This is a genomic window from Bradyrhizobium sp. NAS80.1, from assembly GCF_001908205.1.
Taxonomy (GTDB): domain Bacteria; phylum Pseudomonadota; class Alphaproteobacteria; order Rhizobiales; family Xanthobacteraceae; genus Bradyrhizobium.
Genome location: NZ_LGHL01000142.1, coordinates 31623 through 54064 on the forward strand (window position 1 = coordinate 31623; position 22442 = coordinate 54064).

At 64.4% G+C, this 22442-nt stretch carries 19 protein-coding genes and 3 pseudogenes; 10 read left to right on the plus strand and 12 right to left on the minus strand.

Annotation, left to right across the window (positions count from 1 at the left end):
* Positions 1–8: 8 nt before the first annotated feature.
* On the minus strand, positions 9–608 hold the full coding sequence (locus AC629_RS29955) for a nuclear transport factor 2 family protein (RefSeq protein ID WP_084808450.1): 600 nt from the start codon (positions 606–608) through the stop codon (positions 9–11).
* A 167-nt stretch (positions 609–775) separates the two neighbouring features.
* On the minus strand, positions 776–1582 hold the full coding sequence (locus AC629_RS29960; RefSeq protein ID WP_084808451.1) for a response regulator: 807 nt from the start codon (positions 1580–1582) through the stop codon (positions 776–778).
* Positions 1583–1809: 227 nt separating this feature from the next.
* On the opposite strand from AC629_RS29960, the gene AC629_RS29965 reads away from it, so the two are divergent.
* Positions 1810–2040: a NepR family anti-sigma factor gene (locus AC629_RS29965; protein WP_074121551.1), complete on the plus strand. Its 231-nt coding sequence runs from the start codon at positions 1810–1812 to the stop codon at positions 2038–2040.
* Entirely contained in the window at positions 2040–2588 is a 549-nt protein-coding gene (locus AC629_RS29970) for a sigma-70 family RNA polymerase sigma factor (protein ID WP_084808452.1), read from the plus strand. The genes AC629_RS29965 and AC629_RS29970 overlap by 1 nt, the downstream gene beginning before the upstream one ends.
* 104 nt (positions 2589–2692) lie before the next feature.
* Here the strand turns inward: AC629_RS29970 and AC629_RS29975 are convergent, their stop codons facing one another.
* From AC629_RS29975 to AC629_RS30010, 8 genes are all read right to left on the minus strand, one after another.
* Positions 2693–3391: a nitroreductase gene (locus AC629_RS29975; protein WP_084808453.1), complete on the minus strand. Its 699-nt coding sequence runs from the start codon at positions 3389–3391 to the stop codon at positions 2693–2695.
* A gap of 171 nt (positions 3392–3562) precedes the next feature.
* Positions 3563–4807 carry an acyl-CoA dehydrogenase gene (locus tag AC629_RS29980; protein ID WP_084808454.1) on the minus strand — a complete coding sequence of 415 codons (1245 nt, stop codon included), beginning with the start codon at positions 4805–4807 and terminating at the stop codon, positions 3563–3565.
* Between the two features lie 125 nt (positions 4808–4932).
* The gene (locus tag AC629_RS29985; protein WP_084808455.1) at positions 4933–6180 is read right to left on the minus strand and encodes an acyl-CoA dehydrogenase; all 1248 of its coding nucleotides are present in this window, start codon (positions 6178–6180) and stop codon (positions 4933–4935) included.
* 122 nt (positions 6181–6302) lie between these two features.
* Positions 6303–7430: an acyl-CoA dehydrogenase family protein gene (locus AC629_RS29990; protein ID WP_084808456.1), complete on the minus strand. Its 1128-nt coding sequence runs from the start codon at positions 7428–7430 to the stop codon at positions 6303–6305.
* A 178-nt stretch (positions 7431–7608) separates the two neighbouring features.
* Positions 7609–9480 carry an AMP-binding protein gene (locus tag AC629_RS29995; RefSeq protein ID WP_084808457.1) on the minus strand — a complete coding sequence of 624 codons (1872 nt, stop codon included), beginning with the start codon at positions 9478–9480 and terminating at the stop codon, positions 7609–7611.
* A 44-nt stretch (positions 9481–9524) separates the two neighbouring features.
* Entirely contained in the window at positions 9525–10331 is an 807-nt protein-coding gene (locus AC629_RS30000; protein WP_084808458.1) for an enoyl-CoA hydratase/isomerase family protein, read from the minus strand.
* Positions 10332–10522: 191 nt separating this feature from the next.
* On the minus strand, positions 10523–11281 hold the full coding sequence (locus AC629_RS30005; protein ID WP_084808459.1) for an SDR family NAD(P)-dependent oxidoreductase: 759 nt from the start codon (positions 11279–11281) through the stop codon (positions 10523–10525).
* Positions 11282–11338: 57 nt separating this feature from the next.
* Positions 11339–11917: a TetR family transcriptional regulator gene (locus AC629_RS30010; protein ID WP_245332039.1), complete on the minus strand. Its 579-nt coding sequence runs from the start codon at positions 11915–11917 to the stop codon at positions 11339–11341.
* A gap of 238 nt (positions 11918–12155) precedes the next feature.
* Between AC629_RS30010 and AC629_RS30015 the strand changes: the two are divergent.
* Together AC629_RS30015 and AC629_RS30020 are read left to right on the plus strand one after the other, a co-directional pair.
* A pseudogene (locus AC629_RS30015) lies at positions 12156–13329 on the plus strand (acetyl-CoA C-acetyltransferase).
* A gap of 108 nt (positions 13330–13437) precedes the next feature.
* Positions 13438–14981, plus strand: a pseudogene (locus AC629_RS30020) (acyl-CoA synthetase).
* A 141-nt stretch (positions 14982–15122) separates the two neighbouring features.
* On the opposite strand, the gene AC629_RS30025 reads toward AC629_RS30020, so the two are convergent.
* Complete coding sequence (locus AC629_RS30025) at positions 15123–15665, minus strand: methylated-DNA--[protein]-cysteine S-methyltransferase (RefSeq protein WP_084808461.1); 543 nt, start codon at positions 15663–15665, stop codon at positions 15123–15125.
* Between the two features lie 139 nt (positions 15666–15804).
* Between AC629_RS30025 and AC629_RS30030 the strand changes: the two genes are divergently transcribed.
* Both AC629_RS30030 and AC629_RS30035 read left to right on the plus strand, forming a co-directional pair.
* Positions 15805–16623: an alpha/beta fold hydrolase gene (locus tag AC629_RS30030; protein WP_084808462.1), complete on the plus strand. Its 819-nt coding sequence runs from the start codon at positions 15805–15807 to the stop codon at positions 16621–16623.
* A 2-nt stretch (positions 16624–16625) separates the two neighbouring features.
* Positions 16626–17438, plus strand: coding sequence for an alpha/beta fold hydrolase (locus AC629_RS30035; protein ID WP_084808463.1), 813 nt, complete (start codon positions 16626–16628; stop codon positions 17436–17438).
* Positions 17439–17620: 182 nt separating this feature from the next.
* Here the strand turns inward: AC629_RS30035 and AC629_RS30040 are convergent, their stop codons facing one another.
* A complete protein-coding gene (locus AC629_RS30040) occupies positions 17621–18076 on the minus strand; it encodes a carboxymuconolactone decarboxylase family protein (protein ID WP_084808464.1) in 456 nt (151 codons plus the stop codon).
* A 119-nt stretch (positions 18077–18195) separates the two neighbouring features.
* On the opposite strand from AC629_RS30040, the pseudogene AC629_RS30045 reads away from it, so the two are divergent.
* The 4 genes and pseudogenes from AC629_RS30045 to AC629_RS30060 all read left to right on the plus strand — a co-directional run.
* Positions 18196–19047: pseudogene (locus AC629_RS30045) on the plus strand (sigma-70 family RNA polymerase sigma factor); the annotation flags it as partial.
* Between the two features lie 88 nt (positions 19048–19135).
* Positions 19136–20392, plus strand: coding sequence for a M20/M25/M40 family metallo-hydrolase (locus AC629_RS30050; protein WP_084808470.1), 1257 nt, complete (start codon positions 19136–19138; stop codon positions 20390–20392).
* A 198-nt stretch (positions 20393–20590) separates the two neighbouring features.
* Positions 20591–21268 (plus strand): GntR family transcriptional regulator, encoded by a 678-nt coding sequence (locus tag AC629_RS30055; RefSeq protein ID WP_084808466.1) that lies wholly within the window; start codon positions 20591–20593, stop codon positions 21266–21268.
* A 162-nt stretch (positions 21269–21430) separates the two neighbouring features.
* Positions 21431–22231, plus strand: a complete 801-nt coding sequence (locus AC629_RS30060; RefSeq protein ID WP_084808467.1) for a phytanoyl-CoA dioxygenase family protein — start codon at positions 21431–21433, stop codon at positions 22229–22231.
* Positions 22232–22442: the final 211 nt, after the last annotated feature.

Consider the following 22442-nt stretch of genomic DNA (forward strand, 5'->3'; position numbering starts at 1 on the left):
TTCCATAGTCACTTCGCCTTCCCTGCGAGCCACTCCCGCCCTTCGTCATAGAGCTTCTCGACTTCAGTGCCGATCAGGCCCGGCATGTCGCGCTTGACCTTGTAGCCGATCAGCTCCTGCATGTAGGCGAGATGGCGGTAGCCTTCGGGCAACGCGGCCAGCGCTTTCTGGTCGAGGCGGAGTGTCGCGGCGGGGTCGACTGGGTCGATCCGATCCTTCTCGTAGATCGGCTGGCGGCGGACGATACCCCATTTGCCCTGCCGCTTCTCCAGGAAATCGTAGAAGCGTCCGGTGCAGACGACGTCGCAGAGCACGTCGTGCACCAGGGCCCGCTGCGAGATCGTCATCTTGGTCTGGGCGATGGCCCGCTCGCCTTCCAGATCGATGCTGGTGCCGCCGAGGAAATGCAGGATACGGACACCCTTGGCGAACCCCTCCTGGCTGACGCGCATGAAATCCCGCGCCGGCCCCTGAAACCAGGTGGCGGACATCCAGCCCTCTTCGTGCCAGACGGTGGCAAAGCGTTCCCAGTCACCGGCATCGCGCCAGACAGCCCAGTTCTCGACGAGGTCGCGGATGGCGAGACGATCGAGGAGTTGCGGGTCCATGTGCACATCTCCGATTGAATTCGATGCACGAGGTATGAGCGGCGAATTCGATGCCCGTCAAGCGTCCCAAGTGGGCACGAAAAATCCGGCGTGCAGGTAGCACGCCGGATCAGATCACCATCACCAATGCGGGGCGCGGGCGCCTCGTTACGCCGCCGGCGCCTTTCTTACGCCGCAGGCGCCCTGGGTGCGCGGTTGCGCGAGTTACGCTGGAAGAACAGCGCCTGGCTCGCCACCGCCGACACCATCGCGGGCTGGAACGGTTTTGAGATCAGGAACGCCGGCTCGGGGCGCTCGCCGGTGAGGAAGCGTTCCGGATAGGCGGTGATGAACACCACCGGCACCTCGAAGGTACGGAGCAGTTCGTTGACGGCGTCCAGACCCGACGAGCCGTCGGCGAGCTGGATGTCCGCGAGGATCAGGCCGGGCCGCTTGTTCTTGGCCAGCGCCACCGCGTCGGCGTGCGTACGCGCGACGCCGACGACATTGTGACCGAGATTCTTCACGAGGCTCTCGAGGTCCATAGCGATGAAGGTCTCGTCCTCGATGATCAGCACATCGGTGGCGATCTCGGCGGCCATTTCGCGTCCCGCGGCATCCGCAAGCCGCCGCGTCTCGGCGACATCTGTGCCGAGAATGTAGGCGACTTCCTCTTCCGAGAATCCCTCGAGCGAGAGCAGCAGGAAGGCCTGCCGCGGCAGCGGCGTGATGTTCGACAGCCGCCGCTCCGGCGGCATCGGCAAGGTCGTCACCTCTGAATCGTCGTTGACGGAGACAGAATTCCAGATCTGGGTGAACAACCGGAACAGGCCGGCGCGCGGACCATGGCTCTCGTCGAACACCGACGGATCCCCAAGCATGGCTTCCAACATGGCTGCGACATAGGCGTCGCCGGAGGCCTGGCTGCCCGTCAGGGCGCGCGCATACCGGCGCAACAGCGGCAAGTGTTCAGCAACAAGCTGTGAACGGGACATCCCCACTCCATTCATCATCATCTTCGGACCGACCTTGAAGAACGAGGCGCACGAGGGGAGGCCCGGGTTCCCCTGCTGGGGCTGACTACGCTTCACGATAAGAAAAGTTCCGCTGGTCCGGGAACTTTTTGTCGAACCTCGAATTGAGCCTAATCAGGGAACGGCGCCCGGTTGAGAAAATTTCTCTATTTTGCAGTCACTTAACTCGGGGAAACGTGGAACAGGTCATGAAAGATCTCAAGTCTCAAGCCAGCAAAAGCACGACCCCCGGAAAGGGAGGGCTCACTCCGGAGATTCAATCCCGGATCGGGCACCAGCTGCGCGCCATGTATGACGACGTGGTGCGGCAGGGGGTTCCGGATCGGTTCGCGGAACTGATCAAGAAGCTTGATACGCCGGGAGGAACTCCTCAAGATCAAGGCAATGGGGGACCTAACGACAACAATGGGAGGGACTAATGCCTCTCACGGACTCCCTGCGTAACGACATCCTCGCGGCCGTACCGAGCCTGCGCGCGTTCGCTATCTCGCTCAGCGGCAATGCGGACCGCGCCGACGATCTGGTGCAGGAAACTCTGTTGCGCGCGCTCGCCAACATCGACTCGTTCCAGCCCGGCTCCAACCTGCCGGCGTGGCTGTTCACGATCCTGCGCAACCTGTTCCGCTCCGACTATCGCAAGCGGCGGCGGGAGGTCGAGGATGCCGAGGGCAACTATGCGAAGACGTTGAAGACGCAGCCATCGCAGAACGCGCATCTCGAGTTCGAGGAGTTTCGCGGCGCGCTCGATAAGCTTCCGCAGGACCAGCGCGAGGCCTTGATCCTGGTCGGCGCCTCCGGCTTCTCCTATGAGGACGCGGCCTCGATCTGCGGCTGCGCGGTCGGCACGATCAAGAGCCGCGTCAACCGCGCGCGCTCGAAGCTCGCCGCGCTGCTCTACGTCGATGGCGCCGAAGACTTCGGGCCCGACGAGACCGTGCGCGCCGTGATCGGTGGCAGCGGCGGCTAAAGGCCAACGTCAAGCGACCCGAGACAAAGCGTGAAGGCGGCCGTTCCCGCGGCCGTCTTTACGCGGGTGTGAAAACCTGATGGCGCCGAGCCTGCAACGCTCGATCACTCGTCCACGAAGGTCGCGGTGTCGGCTACGCTCGCACGCGAGGTGCGGTAGCTGTTGACCGTGTGCGCGTCGTTGGCATAGCCGAACGAGATGCCACAGACGACGCGGCGGTCGTCGGGCAGGTTGAAGTGGCGACGGATCAGGCCGGAGTGCCGCGCGAGCGCCGCCTGCGGAATCGTGCCGAGCCCGAGCGCCTGCGCGGCCAGCATGAAGTTCGAGACATAGGCGCCGCAATCGATCGCACCGTAGATGCCGAGTGGCTCGTTGGTGTGGATAACAGCGACGTGCGGCGCACCGAAGAAATTGTAGTTCTCCAGGGCCTGCTTGGCGTAGGCCATCTTGTCACCGCGAGCGATGCCGAGCGTGTTGTAGAGCTGGAAGCCGCTCTCGCGCCGTCGCTCCAGATAGACGCCGACATATTCGCGCGGCGGGGTGAAGTCGTGGTCCTCCTTGGCGCCGCTCGCCGCCTCCGCATAGATCGCCTTGCGAAAGCGTTCCTTGGCCGCACCGCTGGCGATCAGCACCTGCCAGGGCTGGCTGTTGCACCATGACGCCGTGCGCTGCGCGGTCTTCAGCACGTGCTCGATGGTCGCCCGGTCGACTTCTTTCGGAAGGAAGGCGCGGACGGAGTAGCGCTCATTGAGGAGCTCTTCGAGCACGCCGATGCGGTCGTTCTGTTTGACTTTAGCGTCCATGGATCAGCTCGCTTTCGTGCCCCGGACGCAGCGCAGCACCATAAGCGCGTTTGTGCGCGTCTTTGACGCGCTATGGTGGTGCGCTGCTGAGCCGGGGCCCATTGTAGGTCCTGGGTCCCGGCTCTGCGGAGCGGAACTTCGCGCCGCACCGCGTCCGGGACACGAGAGGGATTAGCGTCCCTTGGTCGGGATCTTATTGTACGGCACGTCCTTGTCGACGCGGATGTCGCCGGGCAGGCCCAGCACGCGCTCGGCGATGATGTTGCGCAAGATCTCGTCGGTGCCGCCGGCGATCCGCCCCGACGGCGACGACAGCAGCATCTGCTGGAACTGGCCGCGCGCGATCTCTTCCGCTTCGCCGGTGAAGACGCCGGCCGCGCCTTCCAGATCCATCGCATAGGCCGCGATATCCTGCAGCATGGCGGCCGACACGAGCTTGCCGATGGAGTTTTCCGGTCCGGGACGCTCGCCCTTCGACAGCGCCGAAATCGCGCGGTAGCTGGTGAATTTCAGGCCGTTCGACTTCACCGCCCAATTCGCGAGCTTGGAGCGCACCGCAGGATCGTCGATGGCGAGGCCGTCTTCGAGCATCAAATTCGAGCAGAGCTCGAACAATTCGGGGACGCCGGTCGCCAGCCGCGAGCCGATCGACATGCGCTCGTTCATCAGCGTGGTCAACGACACGTTCCAGCCTTCGCCGACCGCACCTAACCGCTGGCTATCCGGGATCACCACGTCGGTGAAATAGACCTCGTTGAACTCGTGCAGGCCGGAGGCCTGCTTGATCGGGCGAACCTCGACGCCCGGGCTCTTCATGTCGAGGAAGAACATGGTGAGGCCCTTGTGCTTGGGCACGTTCGGATCGGTGCGCGCGATCAACAGGCCGTAGTCGGAATAATGCGCGCCCGAGGTCCAGATCTTCTGGCCGTTGACGACCCAATTGTCGCCCTTCTTCTCCGCGCGCGTTCGCAAGCCGGCAACGTCTGAGCCGGCGGACGGCTCGGAGAAGAGCTGGCACCAGATCTCCTCTCCCGAAGCGAGTTTCGGCAGATAGCGGCGCTTGGCGTCCTCGCTGCCCCAGGCCATCACGGTTGGGCCGCACATGCCCTCGCCGATCTGGAACGGCTGCGTCAGCTTGCCGTAGACGCCCTCCTCCTGCTGCCAGATCACCCGCTCGATCGGCGTGGCGCCGCGGCCGCCATATTCCTTCGGCCAGTGCAGGCAGGCCCAGCCGCCTTCCGCCTTCTTCTTCTGCCAGGCCTTGCCGACCTCGACGATGTCGTGCTTGGCGAGGCGGATGCGGCCGAGCGAAGACTTCGACAACTCCTCCTCGAACTCCTTCGGCGCATTGGCCTTGACCCATTTGCGCGCGGTCTCGCGGAATGCGGCTTCCTGCGGGGTATCGTCGAAATTCATGGCGAACCTCTCAATCCTTGCTCGGTGCGTAGGGTGGGCAAAGCGAAGCGTGCCCACCGCCTTCCCTCGTTCTCGATAGGATGGTGGGCACGGCGCGTTCCGCGCCTTTGCCCACCCTACGATTCCTAACCTCTTCCCTTCGTCGGGATCTTGTTGAACGGCACGTCCTTGTCGACACGAATGTCGCCGGGCAGGCCCAGCACCCGCTCGGCGATGATGTTGCGCATGATCTCGTCGGTGCCGCCCTCGACACGGGTGCCCGGCGCGCGCAAGAGCATCGCCTGGAAACGGCCGGCGACCTCGGCGTCCTCGGGACCGCTGACGACGCCACTCGCGCCCTGCAAGTCCAGCGCGTAGGTCGCGACGTCCTGGATCATCGAGCCCGCGACCAGCTTGCCGATGGAATTTTCCGGCCCCGGCCGCTCGCCCTTCGACAGCGCCGAGATCGCGCGCATGCTGGTATATCGCAAGCCGCTCGCCTTGACCGCCCAGTTCGCCAGCTTCGAGCGCACCGCACGGTCCTCGATCGCAGGGCCATCCTCGAGCATCAGGCTGGAGCAATAGTCGAACAGCTCGGGGAAACCCGTCGCAACGCCCGCACCGATCGACATGCGCTCGTTCATCAGCGTCGTCAGCGAGACGTTCCAGCCGTCATTGACCTCGCCGAGGCGTTGATGATCGGGGATGCGGACATTGGTGAAATAGACCTCGTTGAAGTCGGAGGCCCCGCTCGCCTGCTTGATCGGCCGCACCTCAACGCCCGGGCTCTTCATGTCCAGGAAGAACATGGTGAGGCCCTTGTGCTTGGGCACCGTCGGATCCGTACGGGTGAGCAGGATACCGTAGTCGGAATAATGCGCGCCCGACGTCCAGATCTTCTGGCCGTTGATGACCCATTCGTCGCCGTCCTTTTCCGCGCGCGTGCGCAGACCCGCAACATCCGAACCGCCGGCGGGCTCGGAGAAGAGCTGGCACCAGACTTTTTCGCCGGAAGCGAGCGGCGGCAGATAGGTGCGCTTATGCTCCTCGCGCGCGAACGCCATCATGGTCGGCCCGCACATGCCATGGCCGATGATGAACATCTGCGAGAGCTTGCCGAACACGCCCTCTTCCTGCTGCCAGATCACGCGCTCGATCGGCGACGAGCCGCGGCCGCCATAGTCCTTCGGCCAGTGCAGGCAGGCCCAGCCGGCGTCGGCCTTCTTCTTCTGCCAGGCTTTTGCGACCTCAAGGATGTTGGCGTTCTTGAGCTGGGTGCGGCCGAGCGAGGATTTGCGCAGCTCTTCCTCATACTGCTTGGGCGCGTTCGCGCTGATCCAGGCGCGGGCAATGGCGCGGAATTCGGCTTCCTGCGGGGTGTCGTCGAAGTTCATGGTCTTAGTCCTCGGCCGCGCCATTCATCTCGTAGGATGGGTAGAGCGCAGCGAAACCCATCTCGTCCAGCATTCGTGTGTGATGGATTTCGCTTCGCTCTACCCATCCTACGCACCTATCATTACGCCGCGTTCTTCTTACGCATGCGGTCGATCAGCTGGTCTTCCCAATAGGACAAGCTGCCGAGCCCAAGCGCCATGGCGTTGGCGCGGCGATAGTACATGTGGCAGTCGAACTCCCAGGTGAAGCCCATGCCGCCGTGAACCTGGATGTTGTTCTTGGCGCAGTGCTGAAACGCCTGCGTCGCGCTGATGCGCGCGGCCGCGGCGGCTTCCGGCAGCTCTGCTGCGTTGGTCGAGAGCGCCCAGGCGCCGTAATAGCTGTTGGAGCGCGCCAGCGTCGCCGAGACGTACATGTCGGCGAGCATATGCTTGACCGCCTGGAACGAGCCGATCTGGCGGCCGAAGGCGATGCGATCGAGCGCGTAGTCGCGCCCCATCTCCAGCGCGCGGTCGGAGCCGCCGACCTGCTCGAAAGCACAGAGCACCGCGGCGCGGTCCAGCACCTGGCTCAGGATGCTCCAGCCTTCGCCAGCGGCGCCCAGCGGTTCGGCCTTGCAATCCCTGAAGGTCATCTCGGCCTGGCCACGGGTCGGATCGAGATTGGTGAGGCTTTTCACCTCGACGCCGCCAGCCCTGAGATCGACCAGGAACAGCGAGATGTCGCCCTCTCGCCCGCTCGATCCCGTGCGCGCGGCGACCACCGCGAAATCGGCGATCGCGCCATCGGCCACCGGCTTCTTGACGCCGTTGAGCACGCCATTCGCAGCCGTCAGCTTGACGTTCTTCGGCGACGGATTGCCCTTGCCCTCGAACAGCGCCAGCGTGCCGATCGCCTCGCCAGCGGCGATCGCCGGCAGCCACCTCTTCTTCTGCGCGTCGCTGCCGGCGATGAGCAGCGCTTCCGCGGCGAGATAGACGGTCGAGGAGAACGGCACCGGCGCGTTCGCACGCCCCATCTCTTGCGCGATCACGCAGAGTTCGAGATGACCGGCGCCGGCGCCGCCGAATTCCTCGGGAATCGCGACACCGAGAAAACCCATCTCGGCAAGACCCTTCCAGAGCTCCTTGTCATAGGGCGTCTTGCCGTCGAGCACGACGCGCACCGCCTTGGGCGAGCATTTTTCGGCGAGGAATTTGCGCGCCTGATCGCGGAGCTGCTTCTGGTCGTCAGAGAAATCGAAGTTCATGGCGGCTTACCTTTGTTGATTCGTCATACTCATTGATGCCGTCATTCCGGGGCGCGCGGAGCGCGAGCTATGATGCGCAATTGCGCATCTGAGAATCCATAACCACGAGCCGGGGTTATGGATTCCGGGCCTGGCCCTTCGGGCCATCCCGGAATGACAATGGGAGAGAGTTGCGCATTCATCGCAGCACGATCACATCCTGGTCCGGCTTGTCGGCATAGAGGCGCTCCACCAGCGCAGCGCGGCGCTCGAGGCCGGCACGCTGGTTGATGTAGCCCTTGTCGGTGAGCTCGTTGCCGTCGATCGAGGGCGGCTCGACCATCAGCATCGCGCGCGCGATGATGCGGCTGCTCGCGCCTTCGCACTCCTTGTTGTGCGCTTCGAGCCCACGCTTGAAGCAGGCGATCACCTCGGGATGCTTCACCGCATCCTCGAAACTCAGATCGGAATTGCCGACGAGCTGGCGGCAGGCATGCAGGTTCGGCCAGGCAAGCAGGCCAATGGAGCATTGATCCTGGCCGGCGACCAGCGCGTCATGCACGACAGGCGTCGCGGCGGCGATCGCGTCGGTACGGAGCGAGCCGACATGGACGAACGTGCCGGTAGTGAGCTTGAAGTCTTCGACGACGCGGCCCGCAAAGATGATGCCCTGCACCGGATCGGCATCGTCGACGAAGATCCCGGCATCGCCGATGCAGTAGAAGCCTTCCTCGTCGAACATCTTCTTCGTCAGATCCGGCTGGCCGAAATAACCGGGCGTGACGTTGACGCCACGCAGGCGCAGCTCGTATTTCGAGCCGCATGGCACCATCTTCAATTCGACGCCGGGGAACGGCAGGCCGATCAGACCGACGCGCTCGGTGTCCCAATAGGTGCCGGTCGAGGTCGGCGCGGTCTCCGTCGAGCCCCACCCTGTGTAGAACACGATGCGCTCGCCGGTGGTCTTCACCGCCAGCGCCTGCATGCGTTCGTAGAGATCGTCGGGCAGGCGCGCGCCGCCATAGGCCATGATCGAAAGGTTCTTGAAGAAGGAGCGGCAGAGCGCCTCGTCCTTCTCCATCGCGGCCGCGAGCGCGGCATAGCCGGCCGGCACGTTGGCATAATAGGTCGGCGAAATCTCGCGCAGATTGCGCAGGGTCTCGTCGAACTGGCCCGGCATCGGCCGGCCGTCGTCGATATAGAGCGTGCCGCCATCGACAAGAATGGGATGGAACGCCGCGTTGCCGCCCATGGTGTGATTCCAGGGCACCCAGTCCAGCATGGTCGGCAGCGGCCCACCCGGCGTGCGCGGCCGCACCTGCATCATCATCGCCGCGTTAGCGCACATCATGCCTTGCGTGTTGATGACGGCCTTTGGCATGCCGGTCGAACCTGACGTGAACAGCAGCTTGCCGACGGTGTCAGGCGTAATCTTGGCGATCGAATCCTCGACCTCTTTCGTCACCGGTGTCGCGGCGAGTTCGGCGAAGCTGGCGCTCTTGATGCCGTCGCAGGGACGCGCGACGTGGACCACGGTGACGCCAGTGAGATCGAGCGCCTTCAGCGCCTTCTCGAAGGTCGGCCCATCCTGCACCATCACCACGGCCGGCTTGACCAGGTCGAAGAGGTATTTCAGCTTGACGTGATCATGGCTCATCAAGGAGTAGGCCGGCGACACCGGTGCGGCCGGTGAGCGCGCCTGCATCGCGGCTTGCGTCATCAACGCATGCTCGATCGAATTGCCGGAGAGGATCGTCACCGGGCGGCCGTCGAGCTTGAGATTCAGCAGCGCCTGCGTCAGCGCATCCACGGTGCGCTTCGCTTCGCCGTAGGAGACCTTGCGCCATTCGCGGCTCGGTCCGCCGCGCTGCGCGAGCCAGATGCGTTCGGGTGCTTCCTTCGCCCATTTCGCGAGCGAGGCCGGAAGGTGCTTCTCGTAAGCTTGCAGCCGAATGCGCGACTTCAGCAGCACCGTGCCGTCGCCGCGGCGTTCGACGTCGATGTCGCGCTTGAGCCACTCGACCTTGCGAAAGGCGGGCTTTGACATCACCGCCGCCGCACTTCCACTCATTTTGCGTCTCCCGGAATTATTGGTCCTTTGCGGATCTTTGTCGTTCAGCGCCTGATATAGACAGGCTTTCGCTTCTCAAGGAAGGCCCTGATGCCTTCCGAAAACTCCTCGGAGCGGCTGCACAGGACCTGGTTGCGGTCCTCCATCGCGATCGCCGCTTCCAGCGATCCGGCATCCACGCTCATGTTGAGACATTCCTTTGACAAGCGCAGGCCGACAGGCGACGCGGTCATCATCGCATCGACATAAGGCTCGGCTGCTTCGTCGAGCTTGTCCTCGTCAACGACCTCCGAAACCAGCCCGACCGCGAGCGCGCGCTCGGCGCCGATGAAGCGCCCGGTGAGGATCAGCTCGGAGGCCACGGACACGCCGACGAGCCGCGGCAGGAAATAGCTGGTGCCGATGTCGCAGCCGCCGAGGCCGAGCTTGATGAAGGCACAGTTCATCCGCGCCGACTTCGTCGCGATGCGGATGTCGGACGCAAGCGCCAGCGCAAAACCGCCACCGGCCGCCGCGCCCTGCACCAGCGAAAGGATAGGCTGCGGACAGCGCCGCATCAGCATCACGATGTCGGCGATACGCCGCTGCGAGTCCAGCGACTCCGTGACGCCGGGCGGCTCCTGCTGCCCGGCGCGGCGAGCCATCGCGGCCTTGAGATCGAGACCCGCGCAAAAATTCTTGCCGGCACCCTTCAGCACAACGACGCGTGTGTCGCGGTTGCGCTGGAGGCCCTGGAAGTAGACGTTGAGCGCGTCGATCAGCGCAGGATCGAGCGCGTTGAGGCTGCCAGGACGATTGAGCGTCACCCGGTCGACGCCGTCGTTGTGCTCGATCAGCAGCGGTTGGGACATGGGGGGCGCTCCTGCGTCCGCGCTTGAAGTGGCGGTTATTGCGCCCTCTCCCCTTGTGGGAGAGGGCATGTACGTCGCTAGCCAGGAATTCGCTAGGTGAGGGGTCTGTCTCCGCGGATGCAAACCCCTCATCCGCCTTGCCTTCGGCAAGGCACCTTCTCCCACAGGGGGAGAAGGAAAGAACAGCGGAGTTACCGCGGAGCCATGCGGATGGCGCCGTCGAGGCGGATGGTCTCCCCGTTGAGCATCGGGTTCTCGACGATGTGGACCGCGAGCGCGCCGTATTCGTTGGCATCGCCGAGGCGCGAGGGATGCGGCACCTGGGCGCCGAGGCTCTTGCGGGCCTCCTCGCTCAGACCCATCAGCAGCGGCGTGAAGAACAGGCCGGGCGCGATGGTGTTGACGCGGATCTTCTGGCTGGCGAGGTCGCGCGCGGCCGGCAAGGTGAGGCCGACAACGCCACCCTTCGACGCTGCATAGGCGATCTGGCCGATCTGGCCTTCGTACGCGGCGACCGAGGCCGTATTGACGATGACGCCGCGCTCTTCACCGATCGGCTCGATGGTGACGAGACGCTCGGCGAACAGGCGCAGACAGTTGAAGGTGCCGATCAGGTTGACGTTGATGATGCGCGCGAACTTTTCGAGCGGGTAGACGCCGTCGCGGCCCACGATGCGCTGCGAGCCGCCGATGCCGGCGCAGTTCATCAGCACGCGGGCGATACCATGCGCGGCTTCCGCCTTGGCGATCGCCGCCTTGATCTGCTCTTCGCTGGTGACGTCGGCATGAAGCGCGACGCCCTTCACTTCAGCGGCGACCTTCTCGGCGTTTTCCTTGCTCTGGTCGATCACACCGATCTTGGCGCCCTTGGCGGCCATGGCGCGGGCGGTCGCAGCACCAAGCCCCGAACCACCGCCGGTGATGAGAACGGCTACATCTTTCAACTGCATCGTAAGCTACCTTTTCCTTGGGCGTTTCTTCTCTGGACTCGAAGCGTTTCGGCCGGATTATCCGGCCGCGGCAGCTTCCTCGGCTTGCGTGAGGATGCCGCCGCAGATCAGCGTTTCCATGTGCTTGATGTATTGCCGGCAGACTTCATCGGTGACCGGGCCGACGCCGGTCGCGCGGGACATCGCGTGCCGGCCGAAGAACAGGTGATCGCAGGCGCCGATCAGGCTGGTGTAGAACAGCACCGGGTCGGTCTGGCGGAACTCGCCGCGGCTGATGCCCTCGGCGAGCAGGCGGCGATGGAAGTCCAGCAGCGGCGCGACGAAGAACTTCGAGACTTCGTCGGCGGAGGCGGCGCTGCTCTCGTGCAGGAGATAGTGGATCAGCCGGTTCATGTAGGGGAACCGGTAATAGGCGCGGATGATGCCGCCGATATGCAGCTTCAGCTTGGCGGTCGGTGTGATCGGCTGCTCCAGCAGATATTCGAGATTGGACATCTCGGTCGCGGCGTCGCGCGCGAGCAGCGCCAGCAGGAGGCCGTCCTTGTTGCCAAAATGATATTTGACCAGCGCGGCGTTGGCGCCGGACTTCTGGGCGATGTCGGAGAGGGAGATCTCGATCGAGGAGCGTTCGATCATCAGCTCGCTCGCGGCCACGAGCAATTTCTCTGCCGTGGAACTCTTTCCGCTGGGGAGCCTGTTCGGTACGCTGGTAGTCACGGAGATCCCTGTTCTCGCCGCATGAACGGGGCGCAGATAAGCCGAAGCAGCGTCTCATCACAAGAGTTAATTGATCGATTGACTAAACGATCTCCCGTCCCTTAAATCCGCCCCCGACAACCCAACCCGCTTCAGAACAATCAAGGGAGAGACCGAAATGGCCGAGGCTTATATCGTCGCCGCTGCGCGTACCGCAGGCGGGCGCAAGGGGGGGCCGCCTCGCCGGCTGGCATCCGGCCGATCTCGCCGCAAAGGTGCTGGACGAGCTGGTCGATCGCACCAAGGTCGATCCCGCCCTGGTCGAGGACGTGATCATGGGTTGCGTCATGCAGGTCGGTGAGCAGTCGAACAACGTCGCGCGCAACGCGATCATGGCCTCGAAGCTGCCGGAGAGCGTGCCGGGCACCTCGATCGACCGTCAGTGCGGCTCGTCGCAGCAGGCGCTGCACTTCGCGGCGCAGGCCGTGATGTCCGGTACGATGGATGTCGTGATCGCCGCCGGCGTGGAATCGATGACGCGCGTGCCGATGGGCCTGTCCTCACAGTTGCCCGCCAAGAACGGCTTCGGCAATTACAAGAGCCCGGGCATCGAGGCGAAATATCCGAACATCGTGTTCAGCCAGTTCACCGGCGCGGAGATGATGGCCGAGAAGTACGGTCTGTCGAAGGACGAACTCGACGAATATTCCTACAACAGCCATCAGCGCGCGATCGCGGCGACGCAGGCCGGTCACTTCAAGAAGGAGATCGTGCCGCTCGAGATCACCCGCGCCGACGGTTCCAAGGACACCCACCACATCGATGAAGGCATCCGGTTCGACGCCACGATCGAAGGTATCAAGGGCGTCAAACTGATCGCCGAGAACGGCAAGCTCACCGCGGCAAGCGCCAGCCAGATCTGCGACGGCGCCTCCGGCGTCATGGTGGTCAACGAGCGCGGCCTCAAGCAGCTCGGCGTCAAGCCGCTTGCCCGCATCCATCACATGACCATGATCGGCGGCGACCCCGTGATCATGCTGGAAGCGCCGCTGCCCGCCACCAAGCGCGCGCTGGATAAGGTCGGCATGAAGATCGGCGACATCGACCTGTTCGAGGTCAACGAGGCCTTCGCCTCGGTGCCGACCGCGTGGCTGAAGACCACCGGCGCCGATCCGGCCCGCCTCAACGTCAACGGCGGCGCCATCGCGCTCGGTCATCCCCTCGGCGGCTCCGGCACCAAGCTGATGACGACGCTGGTCCATGCCCTGCATCAGCGCGGCAAGCGCTACGGCCTCCAGACCATGTGCGAAGGCGGCGGCATGGCCAACGTGACGATCGTCGAACGACTGTAAGAAGAAAAGCGAAGAACGAATGGCGAGTGGCGAGTGGCGAGTGACGATAGGGAGCGGTATCCGCCCCGGTCGTCATTCACCGCTCGCCTCTTTTTTTGAGGAAACGCCATGACCCATCCGTCCGTCTACGCGAAGACCACGCCCGACAAGATCGCCTACCAGATGGCCGGAACCGGCAAGGCGATCACCTATCGCGAGCTCGACGAGCTCTCGAACCAGGGCGCGCAGCTGTTCCGCTCGCTCGGGCTCAAGGCCGGCGACCATATCGCGCTACTGATGGAGAACCGCCTTGCGTTCATGGAGATCTGCTGGGCCGCGCAACGGAGCGGACTCTATTACACCGCGATCAGCCGTTACCTGAAGCAGGACGAGATCGAATACATCATCGGCGATTGCGGCGCCAAGGTCGTGATCACGACGCCGAAATGCGCCGACCAGATCAAGGGTCTGATCAGGGGTACCGCAGGCGAACCGATCTTCTACATGGTCGACGAGCCGCTGCCCGGCTTCCGCTCCTACGACAAGGAAGCAGCAAGCCAGCCGGTGACGCCGATCGCCGATCAGGTCGCGGGCTACGACATGCTGTATTCGTCGGGCACCACCGGCCGCCCCAAGGGCATCAAGAAGGCGTTCGAGGGCAATCCCATTGACGCCCCTAACGCATTCCTGCGCGTGCTCTGCGCCGACATGTGCGGCATGAACGCCGACAGCACCTACCTCTCACCGGCGCCGCTCTATCACGCGGCTCCCCTGCGCTTCAACATGATGGCGATCGTGCTTGGCGGCACCTCCATCATCATGGAGCATTTCGACGCCGAGGATTTCCTGAAGCTGGTCGAGAAATACAAGGTCACACAGTCCCAGCTCGTGCCAACCATGTTCGTGCGCATGCTGAAGCTGCCGGACGAGATCCGCGCGAAGTACGACGTCTCGACGCTGAAAGGCGCGATCCACGCCGCCGCACCCTGCCCGATCGACGTCAAGGCCAGGATGATCGAGTGGTGGGGGCCGATCCTGATCGAGTATTACGCGGGCTCGGAAGGAAACGGCGTCACCGTTTGCAACTCGCAGCAGTGGCTTGAACATCGCGGCAGCGTCGGCCGCGCCGTGGTCGGCAAGATCAAGATCCTGGACGAGAACGACGAGGAGCAGCCGACGGGCGAAATCGGCACGGTCTATTTCGCCGATGCGCCGGCCTTCGCCTATCACAACGATCCCGAGAAGACGAAGAAGGCCTACAACGCCAAGGGCTGGTCGACGCTCGGCGACGTCGGCTATCTCGACAAGGACGGCTTCCTCTTTCTCACCGATCGCAAGTCCTACATGATCATCTCGGGCGGGGTGAACATCTACCCGCAGGAGACCGAGGACGTGCTCATCACCCACCCCGATATCGCCGACGTCGCCGTGTTCGGCGTGCCGAACGAGGAGATGGGCGAAGAAGTGAAGGCGGTGGTGCAGCCGCACGACATGAAGCGTGCAGGCAAGGAGCTCGAGGCCGACCTGATCGCCTACTGCAAGACGCGCCTCTCCGCGATCAAGTGCCCGCGCTCGATCGATTTCGAGGCCGAGCTGCCGCGCACCCCACCGGCAAGCTGGTGAAGCGCCATCTGCGCGACAAGTATTGGCCGAAGACGGCGACGAAGATTTAGCAGAGATCTCGTGTCCCGGACGCGGCGCAGCGCGTAGCGGTGCGCCGCAGAGCCGGGACCCACCTCGTTGAGGTGCTAGGCCCCGGCTCTGCAGTGCATCACTTCGTGCTGCACTGCGTCCGGGGCACGCTCAAGGCCGCCTCAATCAAACAAGCTCGGCGTGTGGTTCACCGGCGCGCCTTCGATCTCGAGCATCTTCAGCTTCGTCACCACGCCGCCATTCGCCGAGAAGCCGCCGGGCTTGTTGCCGGCCGCCAGCACGCGATGGCAGGGCACAACGATCGGGCACGGATTGCGGCCGAGCGCCTGGCCGACGTCGCGCGACAGCTGGACGCCGCCGAGTTGCTTGGCGATGTCGCCATAGGTGATGGTCTTGCCGGGCGGGATGGTGCGGGCGATCTCGTAGACGCCGCGGTTGAAGTCGGGCACGCCCTCGAGATCGAGCGGAATGTCCGTGAGGTCATCGGGCTCGCCCGCGAGCAGTTTTGTGATTCGGTCGATCGCCTGCTGCACTTCCTCGGTCGGCTCGGCCTCGCTGGCGTCAGCGTGGCGCTGGCTGATGCGGGTGCGGATCTTCTCCTCGCCGCCCATCGGCAATTGCGTGCCGTTGATGCCACGCGGGCCCCAGGCGATGGCGCACAGGCCGATCTTGGTGTCGAACAGGGCAAAATGCTGGTCGGTCATGGCTTGGTTCCTTGCCTCTCGTCCTCGACGCATGCCCCAATTGTGATCTCCAGCCAAATCTAGGCTTGGAAATAGTTGCGATCCACCCGGTTTCCGGGAATCTTGCACGGGAGTTCCTGTCCACTCTCGCGAGCCCAGAATGCAAAGCCTCCACGTCAACGGATTCGACATGCCCTATCTCGACGTGGGCGAAGCCAAAGGCGGCCCGCCGCTGGTCTGCGTGCACGGCTCGCTGTCCGACTTCCGCGTCTGGGGCTGCGTGCTCGGGCCGCTGACGCAGCGGCACCGGGTGATCCCCGTCAGCTTGCGGCACTTCTTCCCCGACCGCTGGGACGGTGTCGGCGACACCTACTCCATCGCCCAGCATGTCGATGACGTCATCGCCTTCATCGAGAAACTCGATCTCGGCCCGGTCGACCTGATGGGCCATTCCCGGGGCGGCCACATCTGTTTCCGCGTGGCCCAGCGGCGGCCGGAGCTGTTGCGGCGGCTGATCCTGGCCGAGCCAGGGGGCGAGCTCGATGCGAGCCTCGATCCCGATTATGCCGGCGGCCCCTCGCCGCTGCTGGCGCACTTCACCGCTTCGGCCGAGAAGATCGCGGCCGGCGATGTCGACGGCGGCCTCGCCGTCTTCGTGGACACGCTGGAAGGGGCCGGCACCTGGCCGCGGCTGCCGGCGATGGTGAAGCAGAATCTGCGCGACAACGCCTACACCCTGATCGGCCAGGTTCGCGACAATCGCCCGCCCTTCTCGAAGGCGGATGCGGAGTCGGTCAAGATGCCGACGCTGTTCATCCTGGGCGCGCGGACCAAGGGCCTGCTGCCGAAGGTGCTGCATGCGCTCGCCGCGCACGTCCCCTACTCCAAGACGGCGATCATCCCGAACGCGACGCACCCGATGTTCGAGCAGGCGCCGCAGAAATATTCCGAAGTGGTATTGGATTTCCTGGCGAGCTGACCATGCAGAGCTTTCGCGTCAACGGTTACGACATGGCCTATCTCGAAGTCGGAGACGGCCGGCCGCTGATCTGCGTGCATGGCACGCTCGGCGATTTCCGCACCTGGTATCCGGTGCTCGGGCCTCTGTCGAAATCCCATCGCGTGATCTCGGTGAGCCTGCGACATTTCTTCCCTGAACATTGGGATGCCGTCGGCGACGATTACAAGATGGCCCAGCACGTCGCCGACATGATCACCTTCCTGGAGCAGGTCATGCCCGCACCGGTCGACCTGATGGGACATTCGCGCGGCGGCCACATCGCGTTTCGCGTCGCCCAGGCGCGGCCCGATCTATTGCGCAAGCTGTTGCTGGCCGAGCCCGGTGGCGATCTCGATGCCAGCCTGCCGCTGCCGGCAGGCACGCCCGCGCATCCGCCGCTGGGCGCACGCACCGCGCGCTCGGTCGAGATGATCCATGCCGGCGACATCGAGGGCGCGCTGCAGAACTTCTACGAGGGCATCGAGGGCGACGGCTCGTGGCGACGCGTGCCGGCAGCGGCCAAGCAGCAATTGCGCGACAATGCGCTCACCTTCATCGGCCAGATCAACGAGCAGCGCAGACCCTATACGCTCGCGGACGCGCAGGCGATCAGGACGCCGACGCTTCTGATCGGCGGCGGCGCCACCACCGGCAGCCTGTCGGCGATATGGCGCGTGCTGGCCGAGCACATCGCAGGCAGCAAGACGGTGGTGATCCCCAATGCCGGCCACTGGATGTTCGAGCAGGCGCCGCTGGAGTTCGGCGAGGTGGTGAACAGGTTTCTGGCGGAGTAGGCGAGCTCCTCGCCTCTCCCCGCGTGCGGGGAGAGGCCGGATCGCATCGCAAGATGCGATCCGGGTGAGGGGGAGCTTCCGCGAGTCCAGCTGTCACCGTCCCTGTGGAGACTCCCCCTCACCTCACCCTCTCCCCGCAAGCGGGGCGAGGGAGTGCACGACCGGTGCTCACCTCACATTCCTCACACCTTCCACACGCCGACCGGCATCTTGATCGCCGCGTTGAGACGGTTCCAGACGTTGATCGCCGCGATTGAGAGGATCAGGGATGCGAGCTCGCGTTCGTCGAAATACTTGGCCGCCTCGTTCCAGATCGCATCCGGCACCGGATCTTCGCGATCCGCAAGGCGCGTGACGGCTTCGGTGAGCGCCAGCGCGGCGCGCTCGGCATCAGTGAAATAGGGCGCCTCGCGCCAGGCTGACACGGCGAACAGGCGCTCATCGGTCTCACCTAGCTTACGGGCGATCTTGGGATGCATATCGACACAGACGCTGCAGCCATTGATCTGGCTTGCGCGCAGGTGCACCAGTTCCAGGAGCTTTTCCGGAAGGCCCTGCTTGGTCAGGTTGCCAAGCGACTGAAGGTGATTCATGGCCTCAGGAAGAACCATGACCGGGTGATTCATGCGTGCGTGCATCATCTTGCGTCTCCGTTTCTCGAATTTCGAAGGTTCCGGTCACATCGGCCGGATTGGCTTCGTCATGGGCATGACGGATCGCGATGAGGGAATGTGACCGATGACCCAAAAAAAACTTTGAAGAAAATTTTCTCACCCGGCAGTTCGAGGCCAACCGGGACCATCTGCGCGCCGTTGCGTTCAGGATGCTGGGCTCGCGCGGCGAGGTTGACGACGCGGTGCAGGAGGCCTGGCTGCGGCTCAGCCGGAGCGATACGTCTGACGTCGCGAACCTGCGGGGCTGGCTGACCACCGTGGTCGCACGCATCTGCCTCGACATGCTGCGCGCCCGAAAGTCGCGCCGCGAGGATCCGATGGGCCCGCATTTGCCGGAGCCCGTCGATGAGACACAGGAGCGCGAGGCGGAGATGGCCGATTCCGTCGGCGCGGCTCTGCTCGTCGTGCTGGAGACATTGCAGCCGGCGGAGCGGCTCGCCTTCGTGCTGCACGATATGTTCGCGGTGCCGTTCGAGGAGATCGCGCCGATCGTCGGCCGCTCGGTCGACGCCTCGCGCCAGCTTGCGAGCCGAGCGCGGCGCCGCGTGCAGGGCGCGCCGGTGCCCGAGGCGGATCGGTCGCGCCAGCGCAAGATCGTCGATGCCTTCCTCAAAGCCTCGCGCAACGGCAATTTCGAGGGCCTGCTGGCCGTGCTCGATCCGGATGTCGTGTTCCGCGCCGACCAGGCCGCGGTGCGGCTTGGCACGCTGCCGGAGATCCGTGGCGTGGATGCGGTCGCGCAGCTCTACAAGGGCCGCGCCCAGGCTGCACGGACTGCGCTGGTCGATGGCGAGATGGGCGTCGCGGTCATCCTCGGCGGACATCTGCGCATCGCGCTGCGTATCACCTTCAAAGGCGAGCGCATCGCAGCGATCGAGGCCACGGCCGATGCCGAGCGGATTGCGACGCTCGATGTGGAGGTGCTGGAGCGCTAGGGGCAGCGTGGCATCCGGACCGTCCCGATGCTACACTTCTGTCCAATCGCGCGCAGTGCCGGCGCTCGAGACGCGAAAGGATGCTTCAATGACAGCCCGCTTCATTTCCCTGCTCGCTTTGTCCCTGCTCGGCCTCGCCGCCGGCAGCACGACCGCACTTGCGGCCCCCGACGAACAGCTGAAGGCCGCCGCCGAGCAGGAGAAGGCACCGCTGATCGAGACGCTGCACGACATGGTGCTGATCGAAAGCGGCAGCGGCGATGCCGAAGGGCTGAAGAAGATGGCCGACTTCACGGAAGCACGGCTGAAGGCGCTCGGCGCCACCACCGAGCGGCGCAAGACCACCGCGGGTACACGCGCCGAAATGGTGATCGCCACGTTCCAGGGCACGGGCACCCGCAAGCTGATGCTGATCGCGCATATGGACACGGTCTATCAGCGCGGCATCCTCTCGACCGACCCGTATCATGTCGATGGCACGAAGATTTTTGGACCAGGCATCGCCGACGACAAGGGCGGCATCGCCGTGGTGCTGCACGCGCTCAAGATCCTGAAGGACGCGGGCTGGAAGGACTATGCGAAGCTTACCGTCTCGTTCAACCCGGATGAGGAAGTCGGCTCGATCGGATCGGGCGAGATCATCGCAGAGCTCGCCGACCAGCATGACGTCGTGCTCTCCTGCGAGCCGACGGCGGCCTCGCCGCCGGCGAAGAACGACTCGCTGCTGCTGGGGGCGAGCGGCACCGCGACCGCGAAGATGGAGGTGAAGGGCCGCGCATCGCATGCGGGCGTCGCGCCCGATCTCGGCCGCAATGCGCTGATCGAGCTCGCGCACCAATTGGTCCAAACCGGGGACGTCGCCAAGTCTATCCCGGGCACACAGCTCAACTGGACCACGGCGAAAGCTGGCATGGTGCGCAACCAGATCCCGGAAAAGGCCGAGGCCGGCGCCGACATCCGCCTCACCATTCCCGATGGCATCGCCAAACTGCAGGCAGCGCTCGACGCGAAGCTGAAAGAGAAGCTCGTTACCGACACCGAAACCACGGTGACGATCACGGCGGGACGCCCGCCATTCGTCGCCAGCGATCGCGGCCGCGCGCTGGCGCAGGAGGGGCAGGCGATTTATGCCGAGATCGACCGCAAGCTCGACATCGTCGAGATGACCGGCGGTGCCACCGACGCCGGCTACGCCAACCGCAGCGGCAAGGCGATCGTGGTCGAGAGCTTTGGCCTCGCCGGCTTCGGCTATCACGCGCGCGACGAATTCATCGACACCAGCTCGATCGTGCCGCGGCTCTATCTGATGACCCGTATGCTGATCGAGCAGGGGAAGAAGAAGTAGGACGTCCGGCGCAGGCCAAGCCATTTTGGCGATAACAACCCCATGCACAGTAGATGGGGCCTAGCAATATCAACGACTTAGAGCAGCTCAAAAGGCCGCTTGAGCCGCTCTCGAAGCATATCTTGACGCCCTCCCCCTCCCGCGATACCTTCGAATACAGAATTCCGTATTCCTTACTCATCCTCCGGAGCTGCCGGCGTGATCCCTCTCGATCCGCTCCCGAACCTGATCGACCAGGTCTACGCACGGATCCTGGAGGCGATCTCCGATCGCACGCTGCAGCCCGGCCAGCGCATCCGGCAGAACGAGCTCGCCGACAAGCTCGGCGTGTCACGCCAGCCGGTGTCGCATGCACTGCATCTGTTGCACCGGCAGGGGCTCGTCGCCGAGAGCGGCCGTCGCGGCTTTGAAGTCACCCAGCTCGACCCCTCCCGCATCCGCCAGCTCTACGAAGTGCGCGGGGCCATCGACGCGCTCGCCGCCAGGCTCGCCGCGATGCGCGCCGCAAGCGACGCGGCCGGACGTGCGCGGCTCGACGCAGCGCTCGCCGCCGGACGCCGCATCGACCGCAAGACATCGCTTGCCGAGCTCATCGTGCTCGATGTCGACTTTCACCGCGCGATCTATCAGCTCGCCGGCAATCCCGTGATCGAGGAAACGATCGCGCCGCAATGGCCGCATATGCGCCGCTCGATGGCGACGGTGCTGTCGGAGCTCGATTATCGCGACAGCGCCTGGGCCGAGCATGCGACGATTGCGGGCCACATCCTGGCAGGTGACGCAAAGGCAGCCGAAAGCGCGGCATTGGCGCATGCGCAGACGGCGGGACGGATGACTGAGGAGAGATTGAGGGCGACGGAAGAGGCGGCGGCGTAGCTATTCGCGCCGTCATTCCGGGGCGACGCGTAGCGTGAACTATGATGCGCAATTGCGCATCAGAGAATCCATCGGACCACAGAGACTGCGGATAAATGGATTCCAGGTTCGATGCTGCGCATCGCCCCGGAATGACAATAACAAACAACAGGAGGACGACCCTTGAAACTGTCTCAGGAGCAATTGGAGTTCTTCCACCGCGAGGGCTGGCTGTTCCTGCCCGAACTGTTCAGCCAGGAGGAGGTGGACTTCCTCGCGCGGGAGGCGGTCGGCATTTATGACGCCAACCGGCCCGAGGTCTGGCGCGAGAAGAGCGGCGCACCACGCACGGCGTTTGCCGCGCATCTCTACAACAAGGCCTTCGGCATCCTCGGCGCACATCCGCGCATGATCGAGCCGGTCGAGCAGGTGTTCGGCGAGCCGGTCTACATGCATCAGTTCAAGATCAACGCGAAATCGGCCTTCACCGGCGACGTCTGGCAGTGGCACCAGGATTACGGCACCTGGAAGCGCGACGATGGCATGCCGGAGCCGCGCGCAATGAACATCGCGATCTTCCTCGACGAGGTGATGCCGATCAACGGTCCGCTGATGCTGGTGCCGCGCAGCCAGAATGCCGGCGATCTCGAAGCCTCGCATGACCTTGCCACCACGTCCTATCCGCTGTGGACGCTGGACGAGGACACGGTGACGCGCCTCGTCAAGCAGGGCGGCATCGTGGCGCCGACCGGCAAGCCCGGGGGCATGTTGATGTTCCACGGCAATCTCGTGCACGGCTCGGCCGGCAACATCACGCCCTATCCGCGCAAGATCGTGTACCTGACGCTGAACGCGGTCTCGAACTACATCCGCACCCCGACGCGGCCGGAGTACATCGCGCATCGCGACTTCGCGCCGATCAAGACGGTGGACGACGACGCGCTGGTGCGCCTTGCACGTGCACCGCGGCAGGCGGCGGAGTAGGAAATGCCTCGTGCCCCGACGCAGCGCAGCGTCTCTTCGACGATGCGCTGCAGAGCCGGGGCCCATGCTACAAGGAATTTTCCTCCTGGGTCCCTGTGTCTTGGAAGTCTGTCAGGATAGGGTGGGCGGGAAGCCGTTGGGTCCTTGGCGCTTGACGCCGTGAGCCGGCTCGGTCTCCCGCCCGTTCCATCTATCAACCTGAACAGTTGCA